The following is a 23,997-nucleotide window of genomic DNA, read 5'->3' as shown; positions in this document are numbered from 1 at the left end:
GTTCCACGAGCCGCAGGAGGCTGACAGGTGTCCAGCGCAGCCGAGCAGGAGGCGGTGGCCGGAAAACGGGCCGCCGAGGACGGGCACCCCACCGTCGTGGTGAACGGCGCGCGGCGTGCCGCGTCACCGCCGGCCGCACCGGCCTGGCCGGGCACGCCGGTGCCGCTGGGCGCCCGGTACCGGGCCGGGCCGGGCGGGGTGGCGGGGACCAATTTCGCGCTGTGGGCGGGCGGGGCGGAGGCCGTCGAGCTGTGCCTGTTCGACGCGCGGGGCCCCGGCGGCCGGGAGAGCCGGGTGCGGCTGACGGAGCTGACGCACGGGATCTGGCACGGTTTCGTGCCGGGCGTGCTGCCCGGACAGCGCTACGGCTACCGGGTGCACGGCCGCTGGGACCCGTGGACCGGCGCCCGCTGGAACCCGGCGAAGCTGCTGCTGGACCCGTACGCCCGCGCGGTCGACGGCGACTTCACGCTGCCGCCCGAGGTGTACGGGCACGTCCGGGACTGGCCGGAGCAGCACGTGGCGGACACCGTGCGCGACGACCGGGACTCCGCGCCGTACGTCCCCAAGGGCGTCGTCGTCCATGACGACGACGACTGGGCGGACGACCGGCGTCCCAAGACGCCGTGGGCGGACTCCGTCATCTACGAGCTGCACGTACGCGGCTTCACCAGGCTCCACCCGGACATCCCGCCCGAACTGCGCGGCACCTACGCGGGCCTCGCGCACCCGGCGGCGATCGAGCACCTGACGCGGCTGGGCGTGACGGCGGTGGAGCTGCTGCCGGTGCACCAGTTCGCCCACGAGAGCCATCTGCTGGAGCGCGGCCTGAGGAACTACTGGGGCTACAACTCCATCGGCTACTTCGCCCCGCACGCCGCCTACGCCGCCTCCGGCACCCGGGGCGAGCAGGTCGGCGAGTTCAAGCGGATGGTGCGCGCGCTGCACGCGGCCGGCATCGAGGTCATCCTCGACGTCGTCTACAACCACACGGCGGAGGCGGGCGAGCTGGGCCCGACGCTCTCCCTGAAGGGCATCGACAACCGCGGCTACTACCGCCTCCAGCCCGACGCGCGCCGCTACGCCGACTACACCGGCTGCGGCAACACCCTGCACGTCGTCCAGCCGCACGTGCTGCGCCTGATCACCGACTCGCTGCGGTACTGGGTGACGGAGATGGGCGTGGACGGTTTCCGTTTCGACCTGGCGGCGGCGCTGGCCCGCTCGATGCACGACGTCGACATGCTCTCGCCCTTCCTCGCGGTGATCGCCCAGGACCCGGTGCTGCGGCGGGTCAAGCTGATCGCCGAGCCGTGGGACGTCGGCTCGGGCGGCTATCAGGTCGGCGCGTTCCCGCCGCTGTGGACGGAGTGGAACGACCGTTACCGCGACGCGGTGCGGGACTTCTGGCGGCACGCGCTGCCGGACGTGCGGGAGATGGGCTACCGCCTGTCGGGCTCCAGCGACCTGTACGCCTGGGGCGGGCGGCGCCCGTACGCGTCGGTCAACTTCGTCACCGCGCACGACGGTTTCACCCTCCGCGATCTGGTCTCCTACGAGCGCAAGCACAACGAGGCCAACGGCGAGGGCAACCGGGACGGCACGGACGACAACCGGTCCTGGAACTGCGGCGCGGAGGGCGAGACGGACGACGAGGGCGTCCGCGCGCTCCGGCGGCGCCAGCTCCGCAACCTCCTGACCACCCTCCTGCTGTCCACCGGCGTGCCGATGCTGGTGGCGGGCGACGAGATGGGCCGCACGCAGGGCGGGAGCAACAACGCCTACTGCCAGGACAACGAGACCAGCTGGGTGGACTGGAGCCTGCGCGACGACCCGGAGTGGCGGCCCCTGTTCGAGCTGACCTCCCGGCTGATCGCGCTGCGCCACCGGCATCCGGTGCTGCGCCGCCGCGCCTTCTTCTCCGGCCGGGCGCACTCCGCGGACGGCCTGCGCGACCTGGCCTGGTTCACCGCCCGGGGCACCGAGATGACCGAGGGCGACTGGTACGCCCCCGCCGCCACCCTCGGCATGTACCTCTCCGGCCGGGACATCCCGGGCCGCGACGAGCGCGGCGCGCCGATCACCGACGACAGCTTCCTGGCCGTCCTGCACGCCGGCGAGGACCCGGTCGCCTTCGTCCTGCCGGCGGCGCCGTGGGCGGAGCGGTACGAGGTGGTCGTGGACACCGGCAGGGAGGAGCAGTCACGGGCCCCGGACGAGGAGTACACGGCGGGCACCCCGATCACGGTGCCGGCCCGGACGGTCCTGCTGCTGAGGATCACCGGCTGACACCCCGGCCCCGGCGCCGGCGCCCTGCTGCTGCGCCGGGACGGGCACCGCTGCACGGCTCTCACGTGTGCACGCCGCCTCCGTTCCCGTGCGTGCCGGACACGTGCCGGTACGGGTGAGGAGCGCCGGGGCTGTATCGGGTGCGGTCATTCGGAGACGTGGCGGCAGCAATGTTGGTCACGTATTCTCCTATGTACATCACCAACATCGACGACGGAGGCACCGGGATGTCCGTGACCCAGATCGACATCGACGACGAGGCTCTGGAGAAGACCATGGCCCTCTCCAAGGCCAGGACCAAGAAGGAGGCGGTCAACCTGGCTCTGCACTTCTACGCCGAGCAGCAGGAGCGTGCGGCGCGCATACAGCGTCACTTCGAGCGTGCGCGTGGCTGGGGGGCAGTCGAGGACGCCGAGCGCCTGCATCGCGCGGAGAAGGAGAGCCGGTGATCTACCTGCTCGACACCTCGGGGCTGGTGCGGTTGCTCAGTGATCCGAAACTGCAGTCGTCCTGGTACGACGCGATCGACGGCGGAGCCGTCGGGTCCTGCTACGCGCAGCGCGCCGAGTTCCTGTACAGCGCCCGGACCGGACGCGAGTACGACGAGATCTCGGAGATGTTCACCGACCTCTACCCCGATGTCCCCGTGCCGAAGAGCGCCGGCCGCTGGATCGACGCGGTGCAGCACAGGATGGCCCGGGCAGGGGAGCACCGCAGCGCTTCCGCGGTGGACCTCATCATCGCAGCGACTGCGGCGCACCATGGGCTGACCGTCCTCCACGACGACGCCGGCTACCGTGCCGTGGCCCGGCACGCCTCCGACCTCACGGAGCACAACATCCGCGACGTCGTCTGACACCGACAGGCGACGCCGCGTACTCGGGGACCTTCCGTTCCACGCTTGACCGAGCGATTGGCCGGGGGCCGTTCACACGACACGGTCCCGCTGGACCCGGTGCGCCGGCCGGGCGGAGAGTGGGCTCAGGTCGGGCGTCACCCGTACAGCGCGTCCGCCGGGGCTGTCGTCGGCCAACACTGCCTCCTGCAGAGTCGCCACCCAAGCCGGGTTCCCCTTGGAAGGGACGATGCGCAGCGCGCTCCTCCACGCCGACGGCTGGCACGACGAACACCTCCACGCACGCATCCAGGGCGACACCGGACCAGCGTGACGCAGTGGAACTGCCTTGAGGTCTCACCTGGTCAACTTGCCTTCCTGGCACCGTGAGGTGTCTAAGGGAGTCCTACCAGCGCGGGCTGAGGTCAGGTGCTCAGCGGCTCCGCATCATGCGCCCGGGCGATGCCGTCGATGCGGTGGGCCAGGTCGAAGTCCGCGGACGTCAGTCTGTGGCCGGCGTCGTGGGTCGTGACGGTGAAGCGGACGTGGTCCCAGCGCAGGTCCCGGTCGCCGGAGACGTCGAGGATCTCCTCCAGAGTCCATCCCGCCGGCAGCCGCCCGTCTGTCATCACATGATGATGACAGCCCCCTTCGCCCCCACCGCGTCGCGGCCCTCATGCGCTCAGAGCACCGCTTCAGGAGAGCAGTGCTCTTCCCCGCTCCCACAGGCCCGGCGCGGTGGGGCGTAGAGGGGGGGGCCGGGGTGGTGTGTTGCGGGTGCTTGTCGGCTTCGTGAAGCCGTCGGTGATCTTCTTGACCGGGGAACGGGCCGGCTGACAGCGTCCCGGGTCATGAGGTCCCTCACCGCTCTCCGGTGCGTGTGCGCCGCGCTCGTCGCGCGATGCCGCGTCGTTCCGTGCCGCCGGTCCGGCGCCGTCTGTCGCTGACCCGCGCCTCGCACCCCCTCCTCTCCCACCCCTTCTCTTCCCTGGATCACGCATGCCCGAGATATCCCGTCGTGTCTTCGGTGGCCTGGTCGGCGGCGGGGCGGTGACGGCCGTCACCGGCGCGTCCGCCACCGCGTCGGCGGCCACCGCCCCGGCCGCTCCCGCCGAGCGCCCGTTCCGGTCCCGCCCCGCCACCAACCGTCCGCGCAGACGCCCCAACATCCTGTTCGTCCTCGGTGACGACCTCGGCTGGGCCGACCTGTCGTCGTACGGCGCCCCGCACATCCGGACGCCGCACCTGGACCGGCTCGCCGCACAGGGGGTGCGGTTCACCGACGGCTACTCGGGGTCGGCAACCTGCTCCCCGACCCGGTTCAGCCTCTACACGGGCCGCCACCCGGGCCGTACCAAGGGCGGTCTCGCCGAGCCGCTCGGTCACCGCTCCCAGGGCCTGGACCCGAACCACCCGACCCTCGCCTCCCTGCTGAAGAGGGCCGGTTACGCGACCGCCCTGATCGGCAAGTGGCACTGCGGCTGGCTGCCGGACTACAGCCCCACCAAGTCCGGCTGGGACGAGTTCTTCGGCAACTTCGGCGGCGCTCTGGAGTACTTCTCCAAGCTGGGCCAGCTCGGCGAGTACGACCTGTACGAGGGCGACGCCACCTACAAGGACCTGCGCTACTACACCACAGTCCTGACCGAGCGGGCCGTCGAGTACGTCTCCCGCGACCACGACCGGCCCTGGCTGCTCAACCTCAACTTCACCACCCCGCACTGGCCGTGGCTCACCGAGGACGACGAGGAGAAGGGCGCGGAGATCGCCGCCCGGATCCGCTCCGGGAACGTGCTGGGCGCGCTGCGGCACGACGACGGCGGCTCGGTGGAGAAGTACCGGGAGATGGTCGAGGACCTGGACGCCTCGGTCGGCCGGGTGCTCGCCGCGCTGCGCCGCTCGGGCCAGGAGGAGAACACGCTGGTCGTCTTCGCCAGCGACAACGGCGGTGAGCGCTTCTCGTACCAGTGGCCGCTCAGCGGCGGGAAGGGGGAGCTGCTGGAGGGCGGCATCCGGATCCCGACCGTTCTGCGCTGGCCGGCCGGCGTCGACGCCCGTCAGGTCAGCCACGTCCCCGTGTACTCCCCCGACTGGACGGCCACCCTGCTGGAGCTGGGCGGTGCCCGGCCGGACCCGGCGTACCCGCTCGACGGCCACAGTCTCGCCGGCTACCTGCTGCGCGGCGAGAGGGTGCCCGAGCGGGACCTGTTCTGGCGGGTGCGGCGCAACCGGGCGCTCAGGCGCGGCGACTGGAAGTACTACCGGGACGCGGACGGCCGGGACCACCTGTTCGACCTGGCCGCCGACGCCCGCGAACAGGCCGACCTCGCCGCCGAACGGCCGGAGCTGCTGGCCGAACTGAGGACGGCGTGGGAGAAGGTGGACGGCACCCTGCTGCCCTACCCGGCGGCCTGACCGGCGCGGTCCCGGTCGCGGCGGACGCGGGTGAGGGCTCAGCCGAGGATGCCCCGGTCGTAGGCCGTCGCCACCGCCGCCGCGCGGTCGTTGACGCCGAGTTTGGCGTAGAGGTGGGTGAGGTGGGTCTTCACGGTGGCCTCGCTGATGAACAGCTCGCGGGCGATCTCCTTGTTGGAGGTGCCGCGGGCGACCAGGGCGAGCACCTCGCGCTCGCGGGCGGAGAGGGGCTCGCCGCCGGGGGTCCTGGGCGCGCGGACCGCGGAGACCAGGCGGGTGGCGACGGCCGGGGAGAGGACGGTGCGGCCCTGTGCGGCGGCGCGGACCGCGGTGAACAGGTCGTCGCGGGGCGCGTCCTTGAGGAGGTAGCCGGTCGCGCCGGCCTCGATCGCGGGCAGCGTGTCGGAGTCGGTGTCGTACGTGGTCAGGACCAGGACCTTGGCGCGGGCGCCGCGGCGGGTCAGCTCCCGGATGGCGTCCACTCCCCCGCCGCCCGGCATGCGCAGGTCCATGAGGATCACGTCGGGGTCCAGTTCGGCGGCGCGTTCCAGCGCCTGGACGCCGTCCGCCGCCTCGCCGAGGACGCGGAAGCCGGGCGCGGACTCGAACATGCCGCGCAGGCCGTCGCGTACGACGGGGTGGTCGTCGACGATGAGGAGGGTGATCACGGCGTCATCGGTCATGGCGGACCAACGGTACGCGAGCCGAGACGGCCGTGCCCTGGCCGGGTTCCGCCTCGACGGTGAGCGAACCGGCGATGCGCTCGGCGCGGGCCCGCATGCCGTCGAGGCCGAAGCCGCCGGTGGGGGTGCGCCGGCGGGCGGTGAGCGGGTCGAAGCCCTTGCCGTCGTCGCGTATGTCGAGGGTGATCTCGTCGCCCATGTAGGAGAGGGTGACGCCGACCCGGCCGGCGGCGGCGTGCCGGGCGGTGTTGGACAGGGCCTCCTGGGTGATGCGCAGGAGGGTGGCCGCCACCTCGTCGTGCAGGGGCTCCGCGGTGCCGGTGACGGTGAAACCCGCCCGGACGCCGGTCCGTTCGCTCCACTCCGTCACCGTCTTGCGCAGCGCGTCCGGGAGTCCGGCGTCGGCGAGGGCTGCCGGGGAGAGGTTGTGCACGGAGCGGCGGGCCTCGCCGAGGCTGTGGCGGGCCAGGGCGAGAGCCCGGTCGGTGTGCGTGCGGGCCACGGCCGGGTCCGGGGCGGCCGCCACGGCCTGGAGCTGGGCGATGATGCCGGTCAGCCCCTGGGCGAGGGTGTCGTGGATCTCGGCGGCCAGCCGGCGCCGCTCGTCGGCGACCCCGGCCTCCCGCGCTTGGACGAGGAGTTGGGCGTGCAGGGCGGCGTTCTCGTCGAGGGCCTGCTGCAACGCGGTGTTGGCGCGCTCCAGTTCGGCGATGGTCTCCAGCCGGGCCCGGCCGCGGGCCTCCTCCAGGTCGGCGAAGTGGCCGAAGAGGAGGACCAGCAGGGCGTTGGCGCCGAGGAGGCCGCCGAAGAGCACCCACCCCAGTTCCCCGCTCGGTGGCAGTCCACCGGACTGGGAGCCCGCCATCGTCACGGCGGTGGCGAACAGGCCGGCTCTGCGCAGGCGTCGCGGGAGCAGGCGCTCGGCGCTGAAGTAGCCGATGACCGCGTAGAAGGCGAACAGAGGATTCAGCCAGGTGAGGGCGAAGCCGATCGCCCAGCGGACGGCGTACTGCCAGGCGCCCGCCGTGGACGGTCCCGGACGGGTGCGTGCCGCCCGGGACCACCACACCTGCACGACGACGGCCACGACGATCAGGGCGCCCGCCGCCCACCGCTCACCGGTGGTCATGCCGAAGGCGTCGGCCACCGTCCAGGAGATCAGGGTGGCCAGGAGCAGGAGTCCGTAGGGACCCCAGCGGTCGAAGGCCGCCCATCGGTCGTCGACCACCGTCGTCTCCGTCATGGCGTCATTGTCGGTCATGGGTTCGCCCGCCCCGCTCTCACTCCCAGCGGAACCAGCGCGCCGCCGCCGCGGTGAGCAGCACCGTCCAGCCCGCCAGTACCCCGAGGTGGGCCCAGCCCGGCCAGTCGCCCGCCGCGGCGTCGTTCAGGGCCTGCGCGGCGGCGCCGAACGGGGTCCAGCCGACGATGCCGGCCAGCACGTCGGGCATGGCCTCCACCGGCAGCCACACGCCCGCGCAGAACATCGCGGGGAACATCGCGGCGGACCCGATCGCGGTGGCGATCTTCGTCGTGCGGGACAGGGCGGCGAGCAGGGCTCCCAGGGCGAGGCAGGCCCCCAGGGCGAGCAGCAGCGCGAGGAGGTAGCCGAACGGCTGCCCCGGCAGCGTCACACCGAAGGCGAGCCGGCCTGCCGTGAGCGTGAGGAGCGCGGAGAGCAGCCCCGCGCCGGCGAACACCAGCATCTGCGCGGTCAGCAGGGCGGCGGGGCGTACCGGTGTGGTGGACATCCGGCGCAGGATGCCGTTCTCCCGGTAGCCGGTGAGCGTCGGGGGCATGCCCTGCAGTCCGCCGAGGATCAGCCCGAGGAGGACGGCCACCGGGACGTAGGCGTCGACCGGGCGCAGCCCGCCGAGGTTCGGGTCGGTCTCGCGGAAGGAGGGGATGGAGCCCAGGATCACCAGGAGCAGGGTGGGGAAGGCCAGGGTCCAGAAGATGCCGCCGGGTTCGCGCCGGAAGAGGCGGATCTCCGTCTTCAGTACGGCGGTGTCGAGGATGCCGGTGCTCATGCCGTGGTCTCCGTGAGGTCCAGGAAGGCGTCGTCCAGCGTGGCGTCGGTGACGCGCAGCTGGTGGGCGGTGACGCGGGTGCGGGCGAGGAGGGTGATGACGGCGTTGACCGTCTCGTCGGTGCCGGACAGCGTGACGCGGCCGTCCTTGTGGCCGATCGAGGCCAGCCCCGGCAGGGCGTTGAGATCGTCGTCGTCCAGCGGGGCGGACGGCGTGAAGCTGATGACGGTGGCGCCCGCCGACCGGCGGATCAGCCCGGCCGGGGTGTCCAGGGCGGCGACCCGCCCCTTGTCGATCACCGCGATGCGGTCGCAGAGGCGCTGCGCCTCCTCCATGAAGTGGGTGACCAGCAGGACGGTGACGCCGCCCGCGCGGACGTCCTCGATGAGCTGCCAGGTGTCACGCCGGGCGCGCGGGTCGAGGCCGGTGGTCAGCTCGTCCAGCACCACGACCCGCGGGTCGCCGATGAGGGCGAGCGCGATGGACAGGCGCTGCTTCTGGCCACCGGAGAGCTTGGCGAACCGGGTGTCCAGCTTCGGTGCGAGACCGAGGCGTTCGGCGAGCGGGCGCCAGTCGGCGGGCTTCGGGTAGAAGCCGGCGTACAGCTCCAGCGCCTCACGGACGGTCAGCTTGGGCTGGAGCGCGCTCTGCTGGAGCTGGGCGCCCAGGACGCGGGTGACCTCCTGGTGGTCGGCGACGGGGTCGAGGCCGGTGACGCGGACGCGTCCCGCGTCGGGGACGCGCAGGCCCTCGACGCACTCGACGGTGGTGGTCTTGCCGGCGCCGTTCGGGCCGAGGATGCCGAAGATCTCACCCTCCTCGACGGCGAACGACACACCGTCGACGGCGGGCCGGCCGCCGTAGGACTTGCGCAGGTCGGTGACTTCGATGACGGACATGGCAGCAGCCTCCCGTGGCGCGGGCGCCGGGAACATCGGCCGTCTCGCCCGAAGTCGCATCAGCCGATCGGCCGATGCCCCCGTACGACCCCGGTGCGCGCGAAAACCCGGTGGTCACTGTCAGTGGTGAACCGTAGGCTCGCTGCTGATGCCCACGACACCTGTATCCGCTGTGCCCGCCGAGCCCCGTTCCGCCGTGCGTTCCCTGCTGCGCCTGTGGCCGTATGTGCGGCCCGTGCGGGCGCGGTTGTCGGCCGCCGCGTTCGTGGCGGTCCTCGCCTCCTGCGTGGGGCTGGTGATCCCGCTCGTCCTGAAGTGGATGGTGGACGGGCCGGTCGCCGACCGGGACCCGGCGGGCGTGTGGCTCGGCGCGCTGTACCTGCTGCTGCTCGGGCTGGCGGAGGCGCTGCTGTTCGGGCTGCGACGGTGGCTGGTGGCCCGGCCGCTGGCGGGTGTCGAGGCGGGGATGCGGGCGGATCTGTACCGGCGTCTGCAGCGACTGCCGGTCGCCTTCCACGACCGGTGGGCCTCGGGGCAGTTGCTGTCCCGGGGGACGACGGACCTGATGCTGCTGCGGATGTTCCTCGCCTTCCCGCTGACGTTCCTGCTGGTCAACGGGGTCACGATCCTGGTCGGCGTGGGCATCATGCTGGTGCAGGACTGGACGCTGGGGCTGGTCGTCCTCGGGCCGGCGATCCCCGTGATGATCACCTGCGCGGTCTTCGAGAAGAAGTACTCCGCGGTGGCGCGGCGCGCGCAGGACCAGGTCGGGGACCTGACGACGGTGGTCGAGGAGAGCGTGCTCGGCATCCGCGTCATCAAGGGCTTCGGACGGCACCGCAGCCAGGCCCGCGCCTTCCACGAGCTGTCGCACACGCTGCGGGGGACGGAGCTGCGCAAGGCGCGGCTGCTGGCGGCGATCTGGGCGGTCATCGTGACGCTGCCGGAGCTGGCGATCGGTGCGGCGCTGGTGGTGGGGGCGGTGCAGGTGGCCGACGGGACGCTGTCGGCGGGGACGCTGGTGGCGTTCCTGTCGACGGCGCTGGCGCTGCGGTGGCCGGTGGAGTCGATCGGGTTCCTGCTGGCGATGAGCCAGGAGGCGGCGACGGCCACGGACCGGTACTTCGAGGTGATGGACGCGGAGGTGGAGGCGCCGGGGGGTGCCGGCGACCGGACGTCGGTGCCGGCGGGCGGGACGCGCGGCTCGGCGGCGCGGGGGGCCGCCGCCGGGGCGGAGGGCGGACTGCGGTTCGAGAACGTGCGGTTCCGTTATCCCGACGCTCCCCCCGGTTCCCCGCCCCTGCTCGACGGGGTCGACCTGCACATCCGCCCCGGCGAGTCCATGGCGCTGGTCGGCGCCACCGGCAGCGGCAAGACGACGCTGACCGCGCTGATCCCCCGGCTGCACGAGGTGACCGGGGGCCGGATCACGCTGGACGGCGTGGACATCGCCGCCCTGCCCCGCGAGGAGCTGCGCGCCCTGGTCGCCGTCGCCTTCGAGGAGCCCACGCTCTTCTCGGCGACCGTCGGCGAGAACGTACTGATGGGCGCGGGTGAGGGCACCGGCCCCGACGCGCTGGAGCGGGCGCTGGCCGTCGCGCAGGCCGACTTCGTGCACGCCCTCCCGAAGGGCACCGGCACCCAGGTCGGCGAGCAGGGCCTGAGCCTGTCCGGCGGCCAGCGGCAGCGCCTCGCGCTGGCCCGGGCGGTCGTCGGCAGGCCGAGGTTCCTCGTCCTGGACGACCCGCTGTCCGCGCTGGACGTGCACACGGAGGCCGCGGTGGAGGCCGCCCTGCGGCAGGTCCTCGCGGACACCACCGCCCTGATCGTGGCGCACCGGCCCTCCACCGTCCTGCTCGCCGACCGCGTCGCCCTGCTCTCGGGCGGCCGGATCGCCGCCGTCGGCACCCACCACGAACTGCTGCGGACCAACGCCGAGTACGCCCACCTGATGTCGGGCGCGCGGGAACAGGAGGACGACCGGCGATGACGGCCCCCACGACGCCCACGCCCCCGTCCACGTCCGCGACCGGGGCCGGGGCCGCCCCCGGCGGGACGGAGGATCCGGCCCGCCTGCCCGGGGACGGCGCGGGGCATACCGCGGAACACACCGGCGACGACTTCGACCGCGACGTCCTGCCCAGCCCGCCGGGCGCCACGGCGGCGCTGCTGCGTTCGCTGCTGGCGCCCATGAAGGCCCGCGTCGCGGTCACGGCGCTGCTCCTGCTGCTCCAGCAGGCGGCCCTGCAGGCGGGTCCGCTGCTGGTGGCGTACGCCATCGACCGGGCCGTGCCGGCCTTCCGCGACCACGACCGCGGTCCGCTGATCGCGGTCGGCGCCGGGTACCTGCTGTGCGCGCTGGCCGGGGGCGCCCTGCAGTACGCGTTCGTCGCCGTGTCCGCCCGCGTCAGCCAGGACGTGCTGCTGGACCTGCGGGGCCGGATCTTCCGGCACGCGCAGGCGCTCAGCGTCGACTTCCACGAGCGGTACACGTCGGGGCGGCTCATCTCCCGTTCCACCACGGACGTGGAGTCGCTGCGGGAGCTGCTCGGCGAGGGGCTGCAGGAACTGGTCACGGTCGTCCTGTCGTTCGTCTACATCTCGGCGATGCTGCTGTGGCTGGACCTCGGCCTCGGCGCGGTCGCGGTGGCGTCGTTCGTGCCGCTGTACGGGCTGATCCGGATCTATCAGCGGCGGGCGGGACGCGTGTACCGGAAGCGGTCCACGGCGATCGCGGCGGTGATCGTGAAGTTCGTGGAGACGATGAACGGCATCCGGCCGGTGCGCGCCTTCCGCCGGGAGGCCGCCAACGACGCCGACTTCGCCGTGCTGAACCGGCGTCACGAGCGGACCAACGGCGACGCGCTGCTGGAGATGGCCCGGTACGTCGTCGGCTCGCGGCTGGTCGCCAACACGGCCGTGGCGGGGATCGTGCTGTGGGGCGCCCACCGGGTCGCCGACGGCACGCTGGCGCTCGGTGTGCTGGCGGCGGCGGTGCTGTACCTGCGCCGGCTGTACGACCCGATCGACCGGCTCGGCATGTTCCTGAACTCCTACCAGTCGGCGGCGGCCTCCCTGGAGAAGATCGCCGGACTGCTGGCCCAGACGCCGTCGGTGCCCGAACCGGCCGCGCCGCGGGAACTGCCGCCGCTGAAGTCCGCACACCCCGGGCGCGAGGTCGTCTTCGACTCGGTCCGCTTCGCCTACCGCACCGGCGGCGAGGTGCTGCCCCGCTTCGACCTGACGATCCCGGCCGGGCAGACCGTCGCCGTGGTCGGCTCGACCGGCGCGGGCAAGTCGACGCTGGCCAAGCTGCTCGCCCGGTTCTACGACCCCTCCGAGGGGCGGGTCCTGCTGGACGGCACCGACCTGCGCGACCTCGCCGCGCCGGAGCTGCGGCGCGGGGTGGTGATGGTGACGCAGGAGGCGTTCCTGTTCTCCGGCACGGTCGCCGAGAACATCGCCATCGGCCGTCCGGAGGCGACCCGCGAGGAGATCGAGCGGGCCGCGAAGGCGATCGGCGCCCACGACTTCATCGCCGCGCTGCCCGACGGCTACGACACCGACGTCCGCAAGCGGGGCGGCCGCATCTCCGCCGGGCAGCGGCAACTGGTGGCGTTCGCGCGGGCGTTGCTCGCCGACCCGGCGGTGCTGATCCTGGACGAGGCGACCAGCTCGCTGGACGTCCCCGGCGAGCGGGCGGTGCAGCGGGCCATGGCGACGGTGCTGAGGGGCCGTACGGCGGTGGTGATCGCGCACCGGCTGTCGACGGTGGAGATCGCCGACCGGGTGCTGGTGATGGAGCACGGACGGATCGTGGAGGACGGCACCCCGGCCGAACTCATCGCGGGCACGGGCAGGTTCGCGGACCTGCACCGCGCGTGGCGGGACTCCCTCGCGTGAGCGGCACCGGCGGATGGCGCACGGGCGGATGGCGCACCGGCGGTGCCACGATCGACCCGTACGAGGATCCGGGCACGCCCGACCGCCGGGGCGGCTGGCGGTATCTGGGGTGGCTGGTCGGCGCGCAGTGGCGGCGCTGCGCGGCGGGTGCGGTGCTGGCCAGCGTGTGGATGGTGCTGCTGGCGGCGACGCCGTACCTGATGGCGCGGGCGGTCGACCACGGTCTGGAGCGCGGTGACCTGGGCGCGCTGGCCGGCTGGACGGGCGCGCTGACGGCGGCGGGTGCCGTCAACGCCTGGCTGGGCGTCCTGCGGCACCGCACGATGACGCGGGTCCGGATGGACGCCAACTTCCGCACCGTGAAGGTCGTCGTCGACCACGCCGCGCGGCTCGGTGCGGCGCTGCGGCGGCAGGTGGGGGCCGGCGAGGTCGTCACCATCGGCGTGGGCGACGTGCAGACGATCAGCCAGTCGCTGACCGCGGTCGGTCCCGGCGTCGGGGCGGTCGTCGCCTACGCGGTGGTCGGGGCTCTGATGCTGTCGGTGTCGCCGTGGCTGGCCCTGGTGGTGCTGCTCGGCGTGCCGGTGCTCGGGATCCTGCTGGGGCCGCTGATGGGCCGGCTGCAGGGCCGGGAGACCGAGTACCGGGAACGGCAGGGCGTGCTGACCGCGCGGATCGGCGACCTGGCGGGCGGGCTGCGGGTGCTGAACGGGCTGGGCGGCAAGAACCTGGTCGCGGACGCCTTCCGCCGGGACTCGGCGCGGCTGCGTGAGCAGGGGTACCGGGTCGGGGCGGTGACGAGCTGGATCCAGGCCCTCGGGGCGGGGCTGCCGATGCTGTTCCTGGGGCTGGTGACGTGGCTGGGCGCCCGGCTGGCCGCGCGCGGCGAGATCAGCGTCGGGGAGCTGGTGTCGGTGTACGGCTACGTCGTGGCGCTGGGCTGGCCGGTGCTGTTCCTGATCGAGGGGAGCCACCAGCTCAGCCGGGGTGTGGTGGCCGCCCGCCGGGTGGTCGCGTTCCTGCGGCTGGAGCCGGAGCCCGACCGCGGCACGCGCGACGCCCCGGCGGGGCCGGCGGAGCTGTACGACCCGGAGTCCGGGGTACGGGTGGTGCCGGGGCGGCTGACGGTGCTCGCCGGGGCGCGGCCGGCCGACGCCGCCGCCGTGGTGGACCGCCTCGGCCGGTACGCCGGCTCCGGCGTCACCTGGGGCGGGGTGCCGCTGGCGGAGATCCCGCTGCCCCGGGTGCGGGAGCGCATCCTGGTCGCCGACGCGGAGGCCGACCTGTTCGCGGGCACCCTGCGCGAGGTCCTCGGCGCCGCGCGGCCCCGCCCCGGCGACGCGGGCGGTACGGGCGGTGCGGGCGGTGCGGGGGCGGGGGCGGGGCACGGACGCGCGGGCGGTGAGGCCCACGAGGCGCGTCTCGCCCGGGCCGTCCACTGCGCCGCCGCCGACGACATCGTCCGGGGCCTGCCGGAGGGACTGGACACCCCCGTCGCCGCCCAGGGCCGCAGCCTCTCCGGCGGCCAGCGCCAGCGAGTCCGGCTGGCCCGGGCGCTGCTGGCCGACCCCGAGGTGCTGCTCGCCGTCGAGCCGACCTCCGCGCTGGACGCGCACACCGAGGCGACGGTGGCGGACCGGCTGCGGAAGACGCGTGCGGACCGCACGACCGTGCTGGCCACCACGTCCCCGCTGGTGCTCGACCGGGCGGACGTCGTGCACTACCTCGTCGACGGCAAGGTCGCCGCCACCGGTGGCCACCGCGAACTGCTCCGCGCCGAGCCGGGCTACCGGGAGCTGGTCGCGCGCGACATGGAGAACACCGAGGAGCCCGAGGGCGCCGGAACCTCCGGGGGCCTCACGGAAGAGGAGGCCGTGCGATGACACCGCAGGCGCCGGGGACACCGGGCGGACTTCCGGTCGCCGGGCGCGCCGCCGTGCGCCGGGCGATGACCGGCCTCGTGCGCGCCGACGCGCGGGCGTTCGCGGGCCTCCTCTGCCTGAACGCGCTGGCGGCCCTGGCCGGGCTCGCCGGGCCGTGGCTGCTCGGCCGGATCGTCGACGAGGTGCGGGCCGGGGGCGGGGTCGGCGCGGTGGACCGGATGGCGCTGGCCATCCTGGTGTGCTCGGCGGCCCAGCTGCTGCTGGCGCGCTGGGCCCGGTACGTGGGGCACCGTTTCGGCGAGCGGACGCTGGCCCGGGTGCGGGAGCGGTTCGTGGACCGGACGCTGGCGCTGCCCGCGTCCGCGGTGGAGCGGGCGGGCACCGGGGACCTGACGACGCGGGGCACGGCCGATGTGACCACCGTCGGCACAACGCTGCGGGACGCGGGCCCGGAGCTGCTGGTCAACGCCGTGCAGACGCTGTTCCTCGCCGCCGCGCTGTTCGTGCTGTCCCCGCTGCTCGGCGCCGTGGCGCTGGTGCTGCTGCTGCCGGTCTGGTGGGCGCTGCGCTGGTATCTGCGGCGGGCGCGGGACGGGTATCTCGCGGAGGGGGAGGCCAATTCGGCCGTGGGCGAGGTCGTGGCCTCGACGGTGGCGGGCGCGCGCACCGTCGAGGCGTTCCGGCTGGCCGGGGAGCGGATCGCGGCGAGCCGGGAGGCGCTCGCGGTCTCGCGGCGCGCCCGGTTCGCCACGCTGTACCTGCGCAGCGTGTTCTTCCCGGTGGTCGAGGTGTCGTACGTCGTGCCCGTGGCGGGAGTGCTGCTGGCCGGCGGGTTCCTGCACGCGCACGGGGAGGTGAGTGTGGGCGTGGTGGTGTCCTGCGCCCTGTTCCTCCAGCAGTTGACCGGACCGCTCGACGAGGTGCTGATGCGGTTCGAGGAACTCCAGCGCGGGGCCGCGTCCTTCGCCCGGGTGGAGGGGCTGGCCCTCGCTCCGCGGGCCGCGGCGGACGACGCGGCCGTCCCGGCGGACGACCGTATCGACGTGTCCGGGGCGCGGTACGCCTACGGCCGCGGCGGCGAGGTGCTGCGCGGGGTGGACCTGAGCGTGCGGCCGGGTGAGCGGCTGGCCGTCGTCGGGCCCTCGGGGGCCGGCAAGACCACGCTGAGCCGGCTGCTGGCCGGTGTGGACGCGCCGACGGGGGGCTCCGTGACGGTGGGCGGCGTGCCCGTCGTCGCGCTCGCCCCGGAGCGGCTGCGCCGCCAGGTCGTGCTGGTCACCCAGGAGCACCACGTCTTCCTGGGCTCGGTCCGCGACAACCTGCTCATCGCCGGACCGGGCGCCGACGACGACGCGTTGTGGGCGGCCCTGGCCGCGGTCGGCGCCGACGAGTGGGTGCGGGCGCTGCCGGACGGCCTGGACACCGCACTGGGCGGCGGGCCCGGCGACGGGGGCCACGCCGACGGCTCCCGGGCCCAGCAGCTCGCCCTCGCCCGGGTGGTGCTGGCCGATCCGCACACGCTGATCCTGGACGAGGCCACCGCCCTGCTGGATCCGACGACGGCCCGGCACACCGAGCGGGCGCTCGCCGCCGTGCTGGAGGGCCGTACGGTCATCGCCGTCGCGCACCGGCTGCACACCGCGCACGACGCCGACCGCGTGGCCGTCATGGAGGACGGCCGGCTGACCGAACTCGGCACGCACGACGAGCTGGTGGCGGCCGGTGGGACGTACGCGGCGCTGTGGGGGTCATGGCACGGAGACCGGCCGGAGGAAAACGCCCGGGGCGACTCCCGGGCGGCCCTTCCGGGAGGGCACGCCGGCTGAGCGGGCGGTCGGTGGCGGCCCGGCACGGCCCCGAAGGAACAGCTCCGTTTATCGAACGTGAACTCCCGGGCAACGAACGATTTCCGGCCAACTTCATGACGCGGTCCTGACAAGTGCCCGATTCCCCTGCCACTCTTCCCACGGCCGCTCCACAGCGCCCCACCGGTTCACCTTCCGGCGCTGTGCCGCGGCCGGTTCCGAGCACGTGGTTTCTGCGTACCACCCAGCTCCGCCCGGACGGCTCACCCGCCGCCCGGTCTCCCCCGGCCGCGCGATCCGCGGCCACGCAGAAGGAGTCGGTGTTGAGCGACAACACTCCCCACAGCACTCCCCACAGACGCACCTCCCCCACCACGCACCGCCGCGCGGCCGGCGTCGCCCTGGCCGGTGTCGCCGCGCTGCTCGCCACCGCCTTCCAGGCCGGCGGCGCCACCGCCGCCCCGCGGCAGGCCCCCGCCCCGGGCGCCGAGTCCGTCGGGCTCACCCCGGCCCAGCGCGCGGAGCTGATCCGGGACGCCGACGCCGCCAAGGCGAGGACCGCCGGCGACCTGGGCCTGGGGGCCAAGGAGAAACTGGTCGTCCGGGACGTGGTCAAGGACCGCGACGGCACCCTGCACACCCGCTACGAGCGCACCTACGACGGGCTGCCCGTCCTCGGCGGCGACCTGGTCGTCACCACCGCCGCCTCGGGCAGGACCGAGCAGGTCGTGAAGGCCACCGCCAAGGCGATCAGGCCGGCCACCGTGACACCGAAGATCTCCGCCGCGAAGGCCGAGTCGCAGGCCGTGTCCGCCGCCGAGGCCGCCGGCGCGAAGGCGCCGGACGCCGACCGCGCCCCGCGCAAGGTGATCTGGGCGGGCGACGGCACCCCGGTCCTGGCGTACGAGACGGTCGTGGGCGGCCTCCAGAAGGACGGCACCCCCAACGAGCTGCACGTCGTCACCGACGCGGTCACCGGCGCCAAGCTGTACGAGTACCAGGCGATCCACAACGGCACCGGCAACACCCTGTACAGCGGCACGGTGACGCTGGGCACCGCGCAGTCCGGATCCTCGTACACGCTGACCGACACCGCGCGCGGCAACCACAGGACGTACAACCTGAACCGGGGCACCTCCGGCACCGGCACGCTCTTCACCGGCCCCGACGACGTGTGGGGCAACGGAGCAGCGTCCAACGCCGAGACGGCCGCCGCCGACGCCCACTACGGGGCCGCGCTGACCTGGGACTACTTCAAGGACGTCCAGGGCCGCTCGGGCATCCGCGGCGACGGCGTGGGCGCGTACTCCCGCGTCCACTACGGCAACAACTACGTCAACGCCTTCTGGTCCGACAGCTGCTTCTGCATGACGTACGGCGACGGCGCGGGCAACGCCAACCCGCTGACCTCCATCGACGTGGCCGCGCACGAGATGACCCACGGCGTCACCTCGAACACGGCGAACCTCGTCTACAGCGGCGAGTCCGGCGGACTGAACGAGGCGACGAGCGACATCTTCGCCGCCGCGGTCGAGTTCCACGCGAACAACCCCTCCGACGTCGGTGACTACCTCATCGGCGAGGAGATCGACATCAACGGCGACGGCACCCCGCTGCGCCACATGGACAAGCCCAGCAAGGACGGCGCGTCCAAGGACTACTGGTACTCGGGGCTCGGCGGCGTGGACGTCCACTACTCGTCCGGCCCGGCCAACCACTTCTTCTACCTGCTGAGCGAGGGCAGCGGCACCAAGACCGTCAACGGTGTCACCTACGACTCGCCCACCTCCGACGGCCTCCCGGTCACCGGCATCGGCCGCGACAAGGCCGCGAAGATCTGGTTCCGCGCGCTGACCACGAAGTTCACCTCGACCACCGACTACGCGGGCGCCCGCACCGGCACCCTCGCGGCGGCCGGTGAGCTGTACGGCACCGACAGCGCCGAGTACAAGGCGGTGCAGGACGCGTGGGCGGGCGTCAACGTCGGCTCCCGCCCGGGCGACGGCGGCGGGGGCGGCACGACCCTCGAGAACACGACGAACGTGACCATCCCCGACTACGGTTCCGCGGTGACCTCCTCGATCACCGTCACCGGCCGCACCGGCAACGCGCCGAGCAACCTCCAGGTGGGCGTCGACATCGTCCACTCCTGGCGCGGTGACCTCCGGATCGACCTGATCGCCCCCGACGGGACGGCGTACCGGCTCAAGTCCAGCGGCTACGACCCGGCGAAGGACGTGCACGAGACCTACACGGTCGACGCCTCCTCCGAAAGGGCCAACGGCACCTGGAAGCTGCGCGTCCAGGACCAGGGCCCGTCCGACACCGGCTACCTCGACGCCTGGCGCCTGACCTTCCCGTAGACCGACAGACCGACAGACCGGCAGACCGGCAGACCGGCAGGTCAGCAGACCGGCGGTCCACAGTCGGGGCGCCGTCCTCGGAGGGGTTCTCCCGGGGACGGCGCCCTCTCCACCGCACCCGCACGACCCGGCGGCACCCGGAACCAGCGGTTCCCGGGTGCCGCCCTAGTCTTGGTGCCCATGTCCTTCACGTACGACGACGTCGGCGCCACCCGCGAGCCGGGCCACTGCCCGCCCGGCTTCCACCCCCTGCACGTGCGCACGCGCCTCGGGGAGGGCGAGCCGGTGTTCCGGCAGGCGGCCGAGGCCGTGCTCACCTGGGAGATGCACCGGGCGGTGGGCGTCGGCATCGACGCGAGCGCCGAGCGGGCCGCGCCCGGCGTCGACGTCACCGTCACCCTGGCCGGAATGATCAAGGCACCGTGCCGGGTGGTGTGGACGCTGGAGGAGCGCCGCCGCGCCGGCTGGGCGTACGGCACCCTGCCCGGACACCCCGAGTGCGGGGAGGAGGCCTTCGTCGTGGACCGCACCGGGGACGGCACGGTCTGGCTGACCGTGACCGCCTTCAGCCGCCCGGCCGCGTGGTACGCCAAGGCGGGCGGCCCGGCCACCCGGGGCCTCCAGCACGCCTACGCCCGCCGCTGCGGCACCGTCCTGCGGAGGCTGAGCGGCGGCGAGGACGAGGACTGAGCCCCGTCCGCACCGCCGCCCCGGGCGTTCACCTCATCAGCAGCCCCGCCGCCTCCCCCCGTTCGTCCGACGCCACCGCGACCAGCCCCGTCTCCGCCGGGGAGGCCAGCAGCCGGTGCGCGGGCAGGACACGGACCGTGTAGCCGAAGGGGCCGGTGCGGTCCAGGGCGAGCGGCCCCTCGTACGTCCAGCGGCCCTCCAGGTCGGGGCCGCCCACCGGTTTCAGCGGCACGGTCGCCGCGTCGGTGATGCGGTCCTCGGAGTCCACCCGGCCGGAGACCGCCTGCACCTCCACGTCGTCCGGGGCGAGGTCGCCGAGGTCCACCCGCACCCGCAGCCCGAGCGTCGAGCCGAGCTCCGCCGTGGCGGCGGGCGCGGACGTCTCGACGTGGTCGACGCTCACCCCGGGCCAGGCCGCCCGCACCCGCGCCTTCCACTCGGCCAGCGCGCGTGCGGCGTCCGGGCCCATCGCGCGGTGCGCCTCGGCGGCCGGCGTGTAGAGCCGCTCGACGTACTCCCGGACCATGCGGCCGGCCAGCACCTTGGGCCCGAGCAGGCTCAGGGTCCTGCGGACCATCTCGATCCACCGGTCGGGCAGCCCGCTCGCGCCCCGCTCGTAGAAGCGGGGGGTGATCCGCTGCTCCAGCAGGTCGTAGAGGGCGGCGGCCTCTATGGCGTCGCGCCGGTCGGCATCGGTACCCGCGCCGTCGGCGGTGGGGATCGCCCAGCCGAAGTCGGGCTGGTACCACTCGTCCCACCAGCCGTCCAGCACCGACAGGTTGAGGCAGCCGTTGAGCGCCGCCTTCATGCCGCTGGTCCCGCACGCCTCCAGGGGGCGCAGGGGGTTGTTCAGCCAGATGTCGCAGCCCGGGTAGAGCTTCTGCGCCATCGCCATGCCGTAGTCGGGCAGGAAGACGATGCGGTGGCGCACCCGCGGGTCGTCCGCGAACCGCACCAGCTCCTGCACCAGCCGCTTGCCGCCGTCGTCCGCCGGGTGCGCCTTGCCGGCGACGACGATCTGGACCGGCCGCTCGGGGTGCAGCAGCAGCTCCGTCAGCCGCTCCCGGTCGCGCAGCATCAGCGTGAGCCGCTTGTACGAGGGGACGCGCCGCGCGAAGCCGATGGTGAGCACGTCCGGGTCGAGGACGTCGTCGATCCAGCCCAGTTCGGCGGAGCCGGCACCGCGCTGGCGCCAGGAGGCGCGCAGCCGCTGACGCACCTCCTCGACCAGCTGTCCGCGCAGGGTGCGGCGCAGCTCCCAGATGTCCTGGTCGGGGATGTCGGCGACGGAGTCCCAGCGGTCGGAGCCGCCGACGGTGAGCGCGTCCTCGGCGCGCTCGGCGCCGGCCTGGCGGGCGCCGAGCCGGAACACCTCGGGGGCGACCCAGGTGGGGGCGTGCACGCCGTTGGTGACGGAGGTGATGGGCACCTCGTCGGCGTCGAAGCCGGGCCACAGGCCGGAGAACATCTCGCGGCTGACGCCGCCGTGCAGCAGGGAGACGCCGTTGGCGCGCTGGGCGAGGCGCAGGCCCATCACGGCCATGTTGAACAGGCCCGGATCGCCGCCGGGGTAGGTCTCCGTGCCGAGGCGCAGTACGCGGTCGGCGTCGATGCGCGGGAGTTCGGCGCCGGGGCCGAAGTGGCGGGTGACCAGGGCGCGGTCGAAGCGGTCGATGCCGGCCGGGACGGGGGTGTGGGTGGTGAAGACGGTGCCGGCCCGCACCGCCTCCAGCGCGGAGTCGAAGTCCAGCCCCTGGTCGCAGAGTTCGGCGATTCGTTCCAGGCCGAGGAAGCCGGCGTGGCCCTCGTTGGTGTGGAACACCTCCGGCTCGGCGTGGCCGGTGAGCCGGCAGTACGCGCGTACCGCCCGGACACCTCCTATGCCCAGCAGCATCTCCTGCAGGAGCCGGTGTTCGCTGCCGCCGCCGTAGAGCCGGTCGGTGACGCCTCGTTCGCCGGGGTCGTTCTCCTCGACGTCGGAGTCCAGCAGCAGCAGGGGGACGCGTCCGACCTGGGCCTGCCAGATCCGGGCGCGCAGCTCCCGGCCGCCGGGCAGGGCGAGGGCGACGTGGGCGGGGGTGCCGTCGGTCTCCCGGAGGGGGGTCAGCGGCAGCTCGTGGGGGTCGAGGACGGGGTAGTGCTCCTGCTGCCAGCCGTCCCGGGACAGGGACTGGCGGAAGTAGCCGTGCCGGTAGAGCAGGCCGACGCCGATCAGCGGCACCCCGAGGTCGCTGGCCGCCTTCAGGTGGTCGCCGGCCAGGATGCCGAGGCCGCCGGAGTACTGGGGCAGGGCGGCGGTGATGCCGAACTCGGGGGAGAAGTAGGCGACGGCGGCGGGGAGCCGGCCCGGTCGGGCCTGGTACCAGCGGTCGCCGGTCATGTAGTGGTCGAGGTCGTCGGCCACCTCGGTCAGCCGGTGCAGGAAACGGTGGTCCTCGGACAGCTCGTTCAGGCGCGCGGCGGGGACGGTGCCGAGCAGCCGCACCGGGTCGCGGCCGCAGGCGGACCAGCGTTCGGGGTCGACGGACTGGAAGAGTTCGCGGGTCTCCGTGTGCCAGGACCAGCGCAGGTTGCGGGCCAGCTCGCTGAGCGGCCGGAGGGGTTCGGGGAGAACGGGACGGACGGTCAGTCGACGGATCGCCTTCACACTCCACCTCAGCGCGTTCGCTCGATCGGACGGGATGTGCGTCATCTTGTCGCCCATGACGTTACCGGTGACGGTGTGTCCACCGGCGGGTGCTTTGCCCCCAGTCCCCCGAATCGGCCCGAACCGCCCGGCCCTCGAACGCCGTACGGGCTAACGGCACCGGCGTGGCGATATGGCCGGATCTCTCCCCCTCGGCCTTCTTGTGGCCCGTCGTCCCGCACGAAAAGCTGCACTTGTCGCGGCGGCACTGATTGCGGGACCGGTGCGCGGGAAGGCGTTCGAACGGGACCCGCCGCCTGTGTCGACATACGCGCGAGTAGTTAACAAAGTGCCGGATTGCCCACCCGAACAGTGTGGGAAGGCTCCTGCGGTACACCCCCACAGGCAGTCCCCGCAGGACCCATCTCCCCCACAGTCATGCGCCCACCCCTTCGTTGACGCGGACAGGAGCGGTCATGCCCGCCACGCACCACTCGTCAGCACGTCCCGCACCCGGTACCGAGGCGGCCTCCGCGCGCCGCCCGGTCGCCGGTTCGCCGGCCTCCGCGCCGCCCCCGGACCCGGCTCCGGCCCCGGTTCCCGCCGTGGGGCGCATCCCCGTTCTCGACGTGCGCCCCCTGGTCCTGCAGGGGCGTCGTCCGGCCAAGGCCGTGACCGGCGAGGCGTTCGAGGTGTCGGCCACGGTGTTCCGGGAGGGGCACGACGCGGTGGCGGCCAACGTCGTGCTGAGGGACCCCGAGGGCCGGCCCGGTCCGTGGACGCCGATGCGGGAGCTGGCCCCGGGCACCGACCGCTGGGGGGCCACCGTGAGAGCCGGGGAGCCCGGCCTGTGGACGTACGCGGTGGAGGCGTGGAGCGATCCGGTCACCACCTGGCGGCACCACGCCGGGATCAAGGTGCCGGCGGGCATCGACACCGGTCTCGTGCTGGAGGAGGGGGCCCGGCTGTACGAGCGGGCCGCCGCGGGGGTGCCGGAGAGCGAGGGGCGCGAGGCCCTGCTCGCCGCCGCCGGCGCGCTGCGGGACGAGTCGCGTCCGGCCGCCTCCCGGCTGGCGGCGGCGTTGACGCCGGAGGTGGACGCGGTGCTGGCCCGGCACCCGCTGCGGGAACTGGTCACCACCTCCGAACCGCTGCCCCTGCTGGTGGAACGCGAACGCGCCCTGTACGGCGCCTGGTACGAGTTCTTCCCCCGCTCCGAGGGCACCCCCGACCAGCCCCACGGCACCTTCCGCACCGCCGCCCGCCGCCTGCCCGCCATCGCCGCCATGGGCTTCGACGTCGTCTACCTCCCCCCCGTCCACCCCATCGGCACCACCCACCGCAAAGGCCCCAACAACACCCTCTCCGCCGGCCCCCACGACGTCGGCGTCCCCTGGGCCATCGGCTCCCCCGAAGGCGGCCACGACACCATCCACCCCGCCCTGGGCACCCTCGACGACTTCACCTGGTTCGTCGGCGAGGCCGCCCGCCTGGGCCTGGAGACCGCCCTCGACCTCGCCCTCCAGTGCTCCCCCGACCACCCCTGGGTCCACAAACACCCCGACTGGTTCCACCA

16 protein-coding genes and 2 pseudogenes are annotated in these 23,997 nt (G+C 73.8%); 12 read left to right on the top strand and 6 right to left on the bottom strand.

Annotation, left to right across the window (positions count from 1 at the left end; all coding sequences use genetic code 11):
* The first annotated feature begins 27 nt into the window (after window positions 1-27).
* From glgX to ACFYOJ_RS28655, 4 genes and pseudogenes are all read left to right on the top strand, one after another.
* On the top strand, window positions 28-2,289 hold the full coding sequence (glgX, locus tag ACFYOJ_RS28670) for a glycogen debranching protein GlgX (protein WP_356556099.1): 2,262 nt from the start codon (window positions 28-30) through the stop codon (window positions 2,287-2,289).
* Between the two features lie 227 nt (window positions 2,290-2,516).
* Window positions 2,517-2,738: a type II toxin-antitoxin system VapB family antitoxin gene (locus ACFYOJ_RS28665; RefSeq protein ID WP_356556128.1), complete on the top strand. Its 222-nt coding sequence runs from the start codon at window positions 2,517-2,519 to the stop codon at window positions 2,736-2,738.
* Window positions 2,735-3,145: a PIN domain-containing protein gene (locus tag ACFYOJ_RS28660; RefSeq protein WP_356556101.1), complete on the top strand. Its 411-nt coding sequence runs from the start codon at window positions 2,735-2,737 to the stop codon at window positions 3,143-3,145. The genes ACFYOJ_RS28665 and ACFYOJ_RS28660 overlap by 4 nt, the downstream gene beginning before the upstream one ends.
* Window positions 3,146-3,311: 166 nt before the next feature.
* Window positions 3,312-3,458: pseudogene (locus tag ACFYOJ_RS28655) on the top strand (GNAT family N-acetyltransferase); the annotation flags it as partial.
* Window positions 3,459-3,549: 91 nt separating this feature from the next.
* Here ACFYOJ_RS28655 and ACFYOJ_RS28650 read toward each other — a convergent pair.
* A pseudogene (locus ACFYOJ_RS28650) lies at window positions 3,550-3,693 on the bottom strand (4a-hydroxytetrahydrobiopterin dehydratase); the annotation flags it as partial.
* A 430-nt stretch (window positions 3,694-4,123) separates the two neighbouring features.
* Between ACFYOJ_RS28650 and ACFYOJ_RS28645 the strand changes: the two are divergent.
* Complete coding sequence (locus tag ACFYOJ_RS28645; RefSeq protein WP_356556103.1) at window positions 4,124-5,539, top strand: sulfatase-like hydrolase/transferase; 1,416 nt, start codon at window positions 4,124-4,126, stop codon at window positions 5,537-5,539.
* A 38-nt stretch (window positions 5,540-5,577) separates the two neighbouring features.
* On the opposite strand, the gene ACFYOJ_RS28640 is transcribed toward ACFYOJ_RS28645, so the two are convergent.
* The 4 genes from ACFYOJ_RS28640 to ACFYOJ_RS28625 are packed head-to-tail and all read right to left on the bottom strand — an operon-like array spanning window position 5,578 to window position 9,151.
* On the bottom strand, window positions 5,578-6,222 hold the full coding sequence (locus ACFYOJ_RS28640; protein WP_356556105.1) for a response regulator transcription factor: 645 nt from the start codon (window positions 6,220-6,222) through the stop codon (window positions 5,578-5,580).
* Window positions 6,212-7,483, bottom strand: a complete 1,272-nt coding sequence (locus tag ACFYOJ_RS28635; protein WP_388598189.1) for a sensor histidine kinase — start codon at window positions 7,481-7,483, stop codon at window positions 6,212-6,214. The genes ACFYOJ_RS28640 and ACFYOJ_RS28635 overlap by 11 nt, the downstream gene beginning before the upstream one ends.
* Before the next feature lie 19 nt (window positions 7,484-7,502).
* Window positions 7,503-8,252 carry an ABC transporter permease gene (locus tag ACFYOJ_RS28630; RefSeq protein WP_356556109.1) on the bottom strand — a complete coding sequence of 250 codons (750 nt, stop codon included), beginning with the start codon at window positions 8,250-8,252 and terminating at the stop codon, window positions 7,503-7,505.
* Window positions 8,249-9,151, bottom strand: coding sequence for an ABC transporter ATP-binding protein (locus tag ACFYOJ_RS28625; protein WP_356556110.1), 903 nt, complete (start codon window positions 9,149-9,151; stop codon window positions 8,249-8,251). The genes ACFYOJ_RS28630 and ACFYOJ_RS28625 overlap by 4 nt, the downstream gene beginning before the upstream one ends.
* Window positions 9,152-9,299: 148 nt before the next feature.
* On the opposite strand from ACFYOJ_RS28625, the gene ACFYOJ_RS28620 reads away from it, so the two are divergent.
* The 6 genes from ACFYOJ_RS28620 to ACFYOJ_RS28595 all read left to right on the top strand — a co-directional run bounded on the left by ACFYOJ_RS28620 (window position 9,300) and on the right by ACFYOJ_RS28595 (window position 19,795).
* The gene (locus ACFYOJ_RS28620) at window positions 9,300-11,141 is read left to right on the top strand and encodes an ABC transporter ATP-binding protein (RefSeq protein ID WP_356556111.1); all 1,842 of its coding nucleotides are present in this window, start codon (window positions 9,300-9,302) and stop codon (window positions 11,139-11,141) included.
* Entirely contained in the window at window positions 11,138-13,054 is a 1,917-nt protein-coding gene (locus tag ACFYOJ_RS28615) for an ABC transporter ATP-binding protein (RefSeq protein ID WP_356556112.1), read from the top strand. Before ACFYOJ_RS28620 ends, ACFYOJ_RS28615 begins: the two co-directional genes overlap by 4 nt.
* A complete protein-coding gene (locus tag ACFYOJ_RS28610) occupies window positions 13,051-14,937 on the top strand; it encodes an ABC transporter ATP-binding protein (protein ID WP_356556114.1) in 1,887 nt (628 codons plus the stop codon). Before ACFYOJ_RS28615 ends, ACFYOJ_RS28610 begins: the two co-directional genes overlap by 4 nt.
* Window positions 14,934-16,763, top strand: coding sequence for an ABC transporter ATP-binding protein (locus ACFYOJ_RS28605; RefSeq protein WP_356556115.1), 1,830 nt, complete (start codon window positions 14,934-14,936; stop codon window positions 16,761-16,763). The genes ACFYOJ_RS28610 and ACFYOJ_RS28605 overlap by 4 nt, the downstream gene beginning before the upstream one ends.
* A gap of 302 nt (window positions 16,764-17,065) precedes the next feature.
* Window positions 17,066-19,105 carry a M4 family metallopeptidase gene (locus ACFYOJ_RS28600; RefSeq protein WP_356556117.1) on the top strand — a complete coding sequence of 680 codons (2,040 nt, stop codon included), beginning with the start codon at window positions 17,066-17,068 and terminating at the stop codon, window positions 19,103-19,105.
* A gap of 180 nt (window positions 19,106-19,285) precedes the next feature.
* Window positions 19,286-19,795 (top strand): DUF1990 domain-containing protein, encoded by a 510-nt coding sequence (locus tag ACFYOJ_RS28595; protein ID WP_356556119.1) that lies wholly within the window; start codon window positions 19,286-19,288, stop codon window positions 19,793-19,795.
* A 28-nt stretch (window positions 19,796-19,823) separates the two neighbouring features.
* Here the strand turns inward: ACFYOJ_RS28595 and ACFYOJ_RS28590 are convergent, their stop codons facing one another.
* The gene (locus ACFYOJ_RS28590) at window positions 19,824-22,442 is read right to left on the bottom strand and encodes a glycosyltransferase family 1 protein (protein WP_356556130.1); all 2,619 of its coding nucleotides are present in this window, start codon (window positions 22,440-22,442) and stop codon (window positions 19,824-19,826) included.
* A 455-nt stretch (window positions 22,443-22,897) separates the two neighbouring features.
* On the opposite strand from ACFYOJ_RS28590, the gene ACFYOJ_RS28585 reads away from it, so the two are divergent.
* Window positions 22,898-23,997, top strand: a 1,100-nt coding sequence (locus tag ACFYOJ_RS28585; protein WP_388598186.1) for a maltotransferase domain-containing protein, incomplete at its 3' end; no start/stop codon positions are given.

This window comes from Streptomyces sp. NPDC006384 (genome assembly GCF_042870695.1).
In the GTDB taxonomy this organism is placed as follows: Bacteria; Actinomycetota; Actinomycetes; order Streptomycetales; family Streptomycetaceae; genus Streptomyces.
This window is presented reverse-complemented; position numbering and strand designations above follow the sequence as displayed.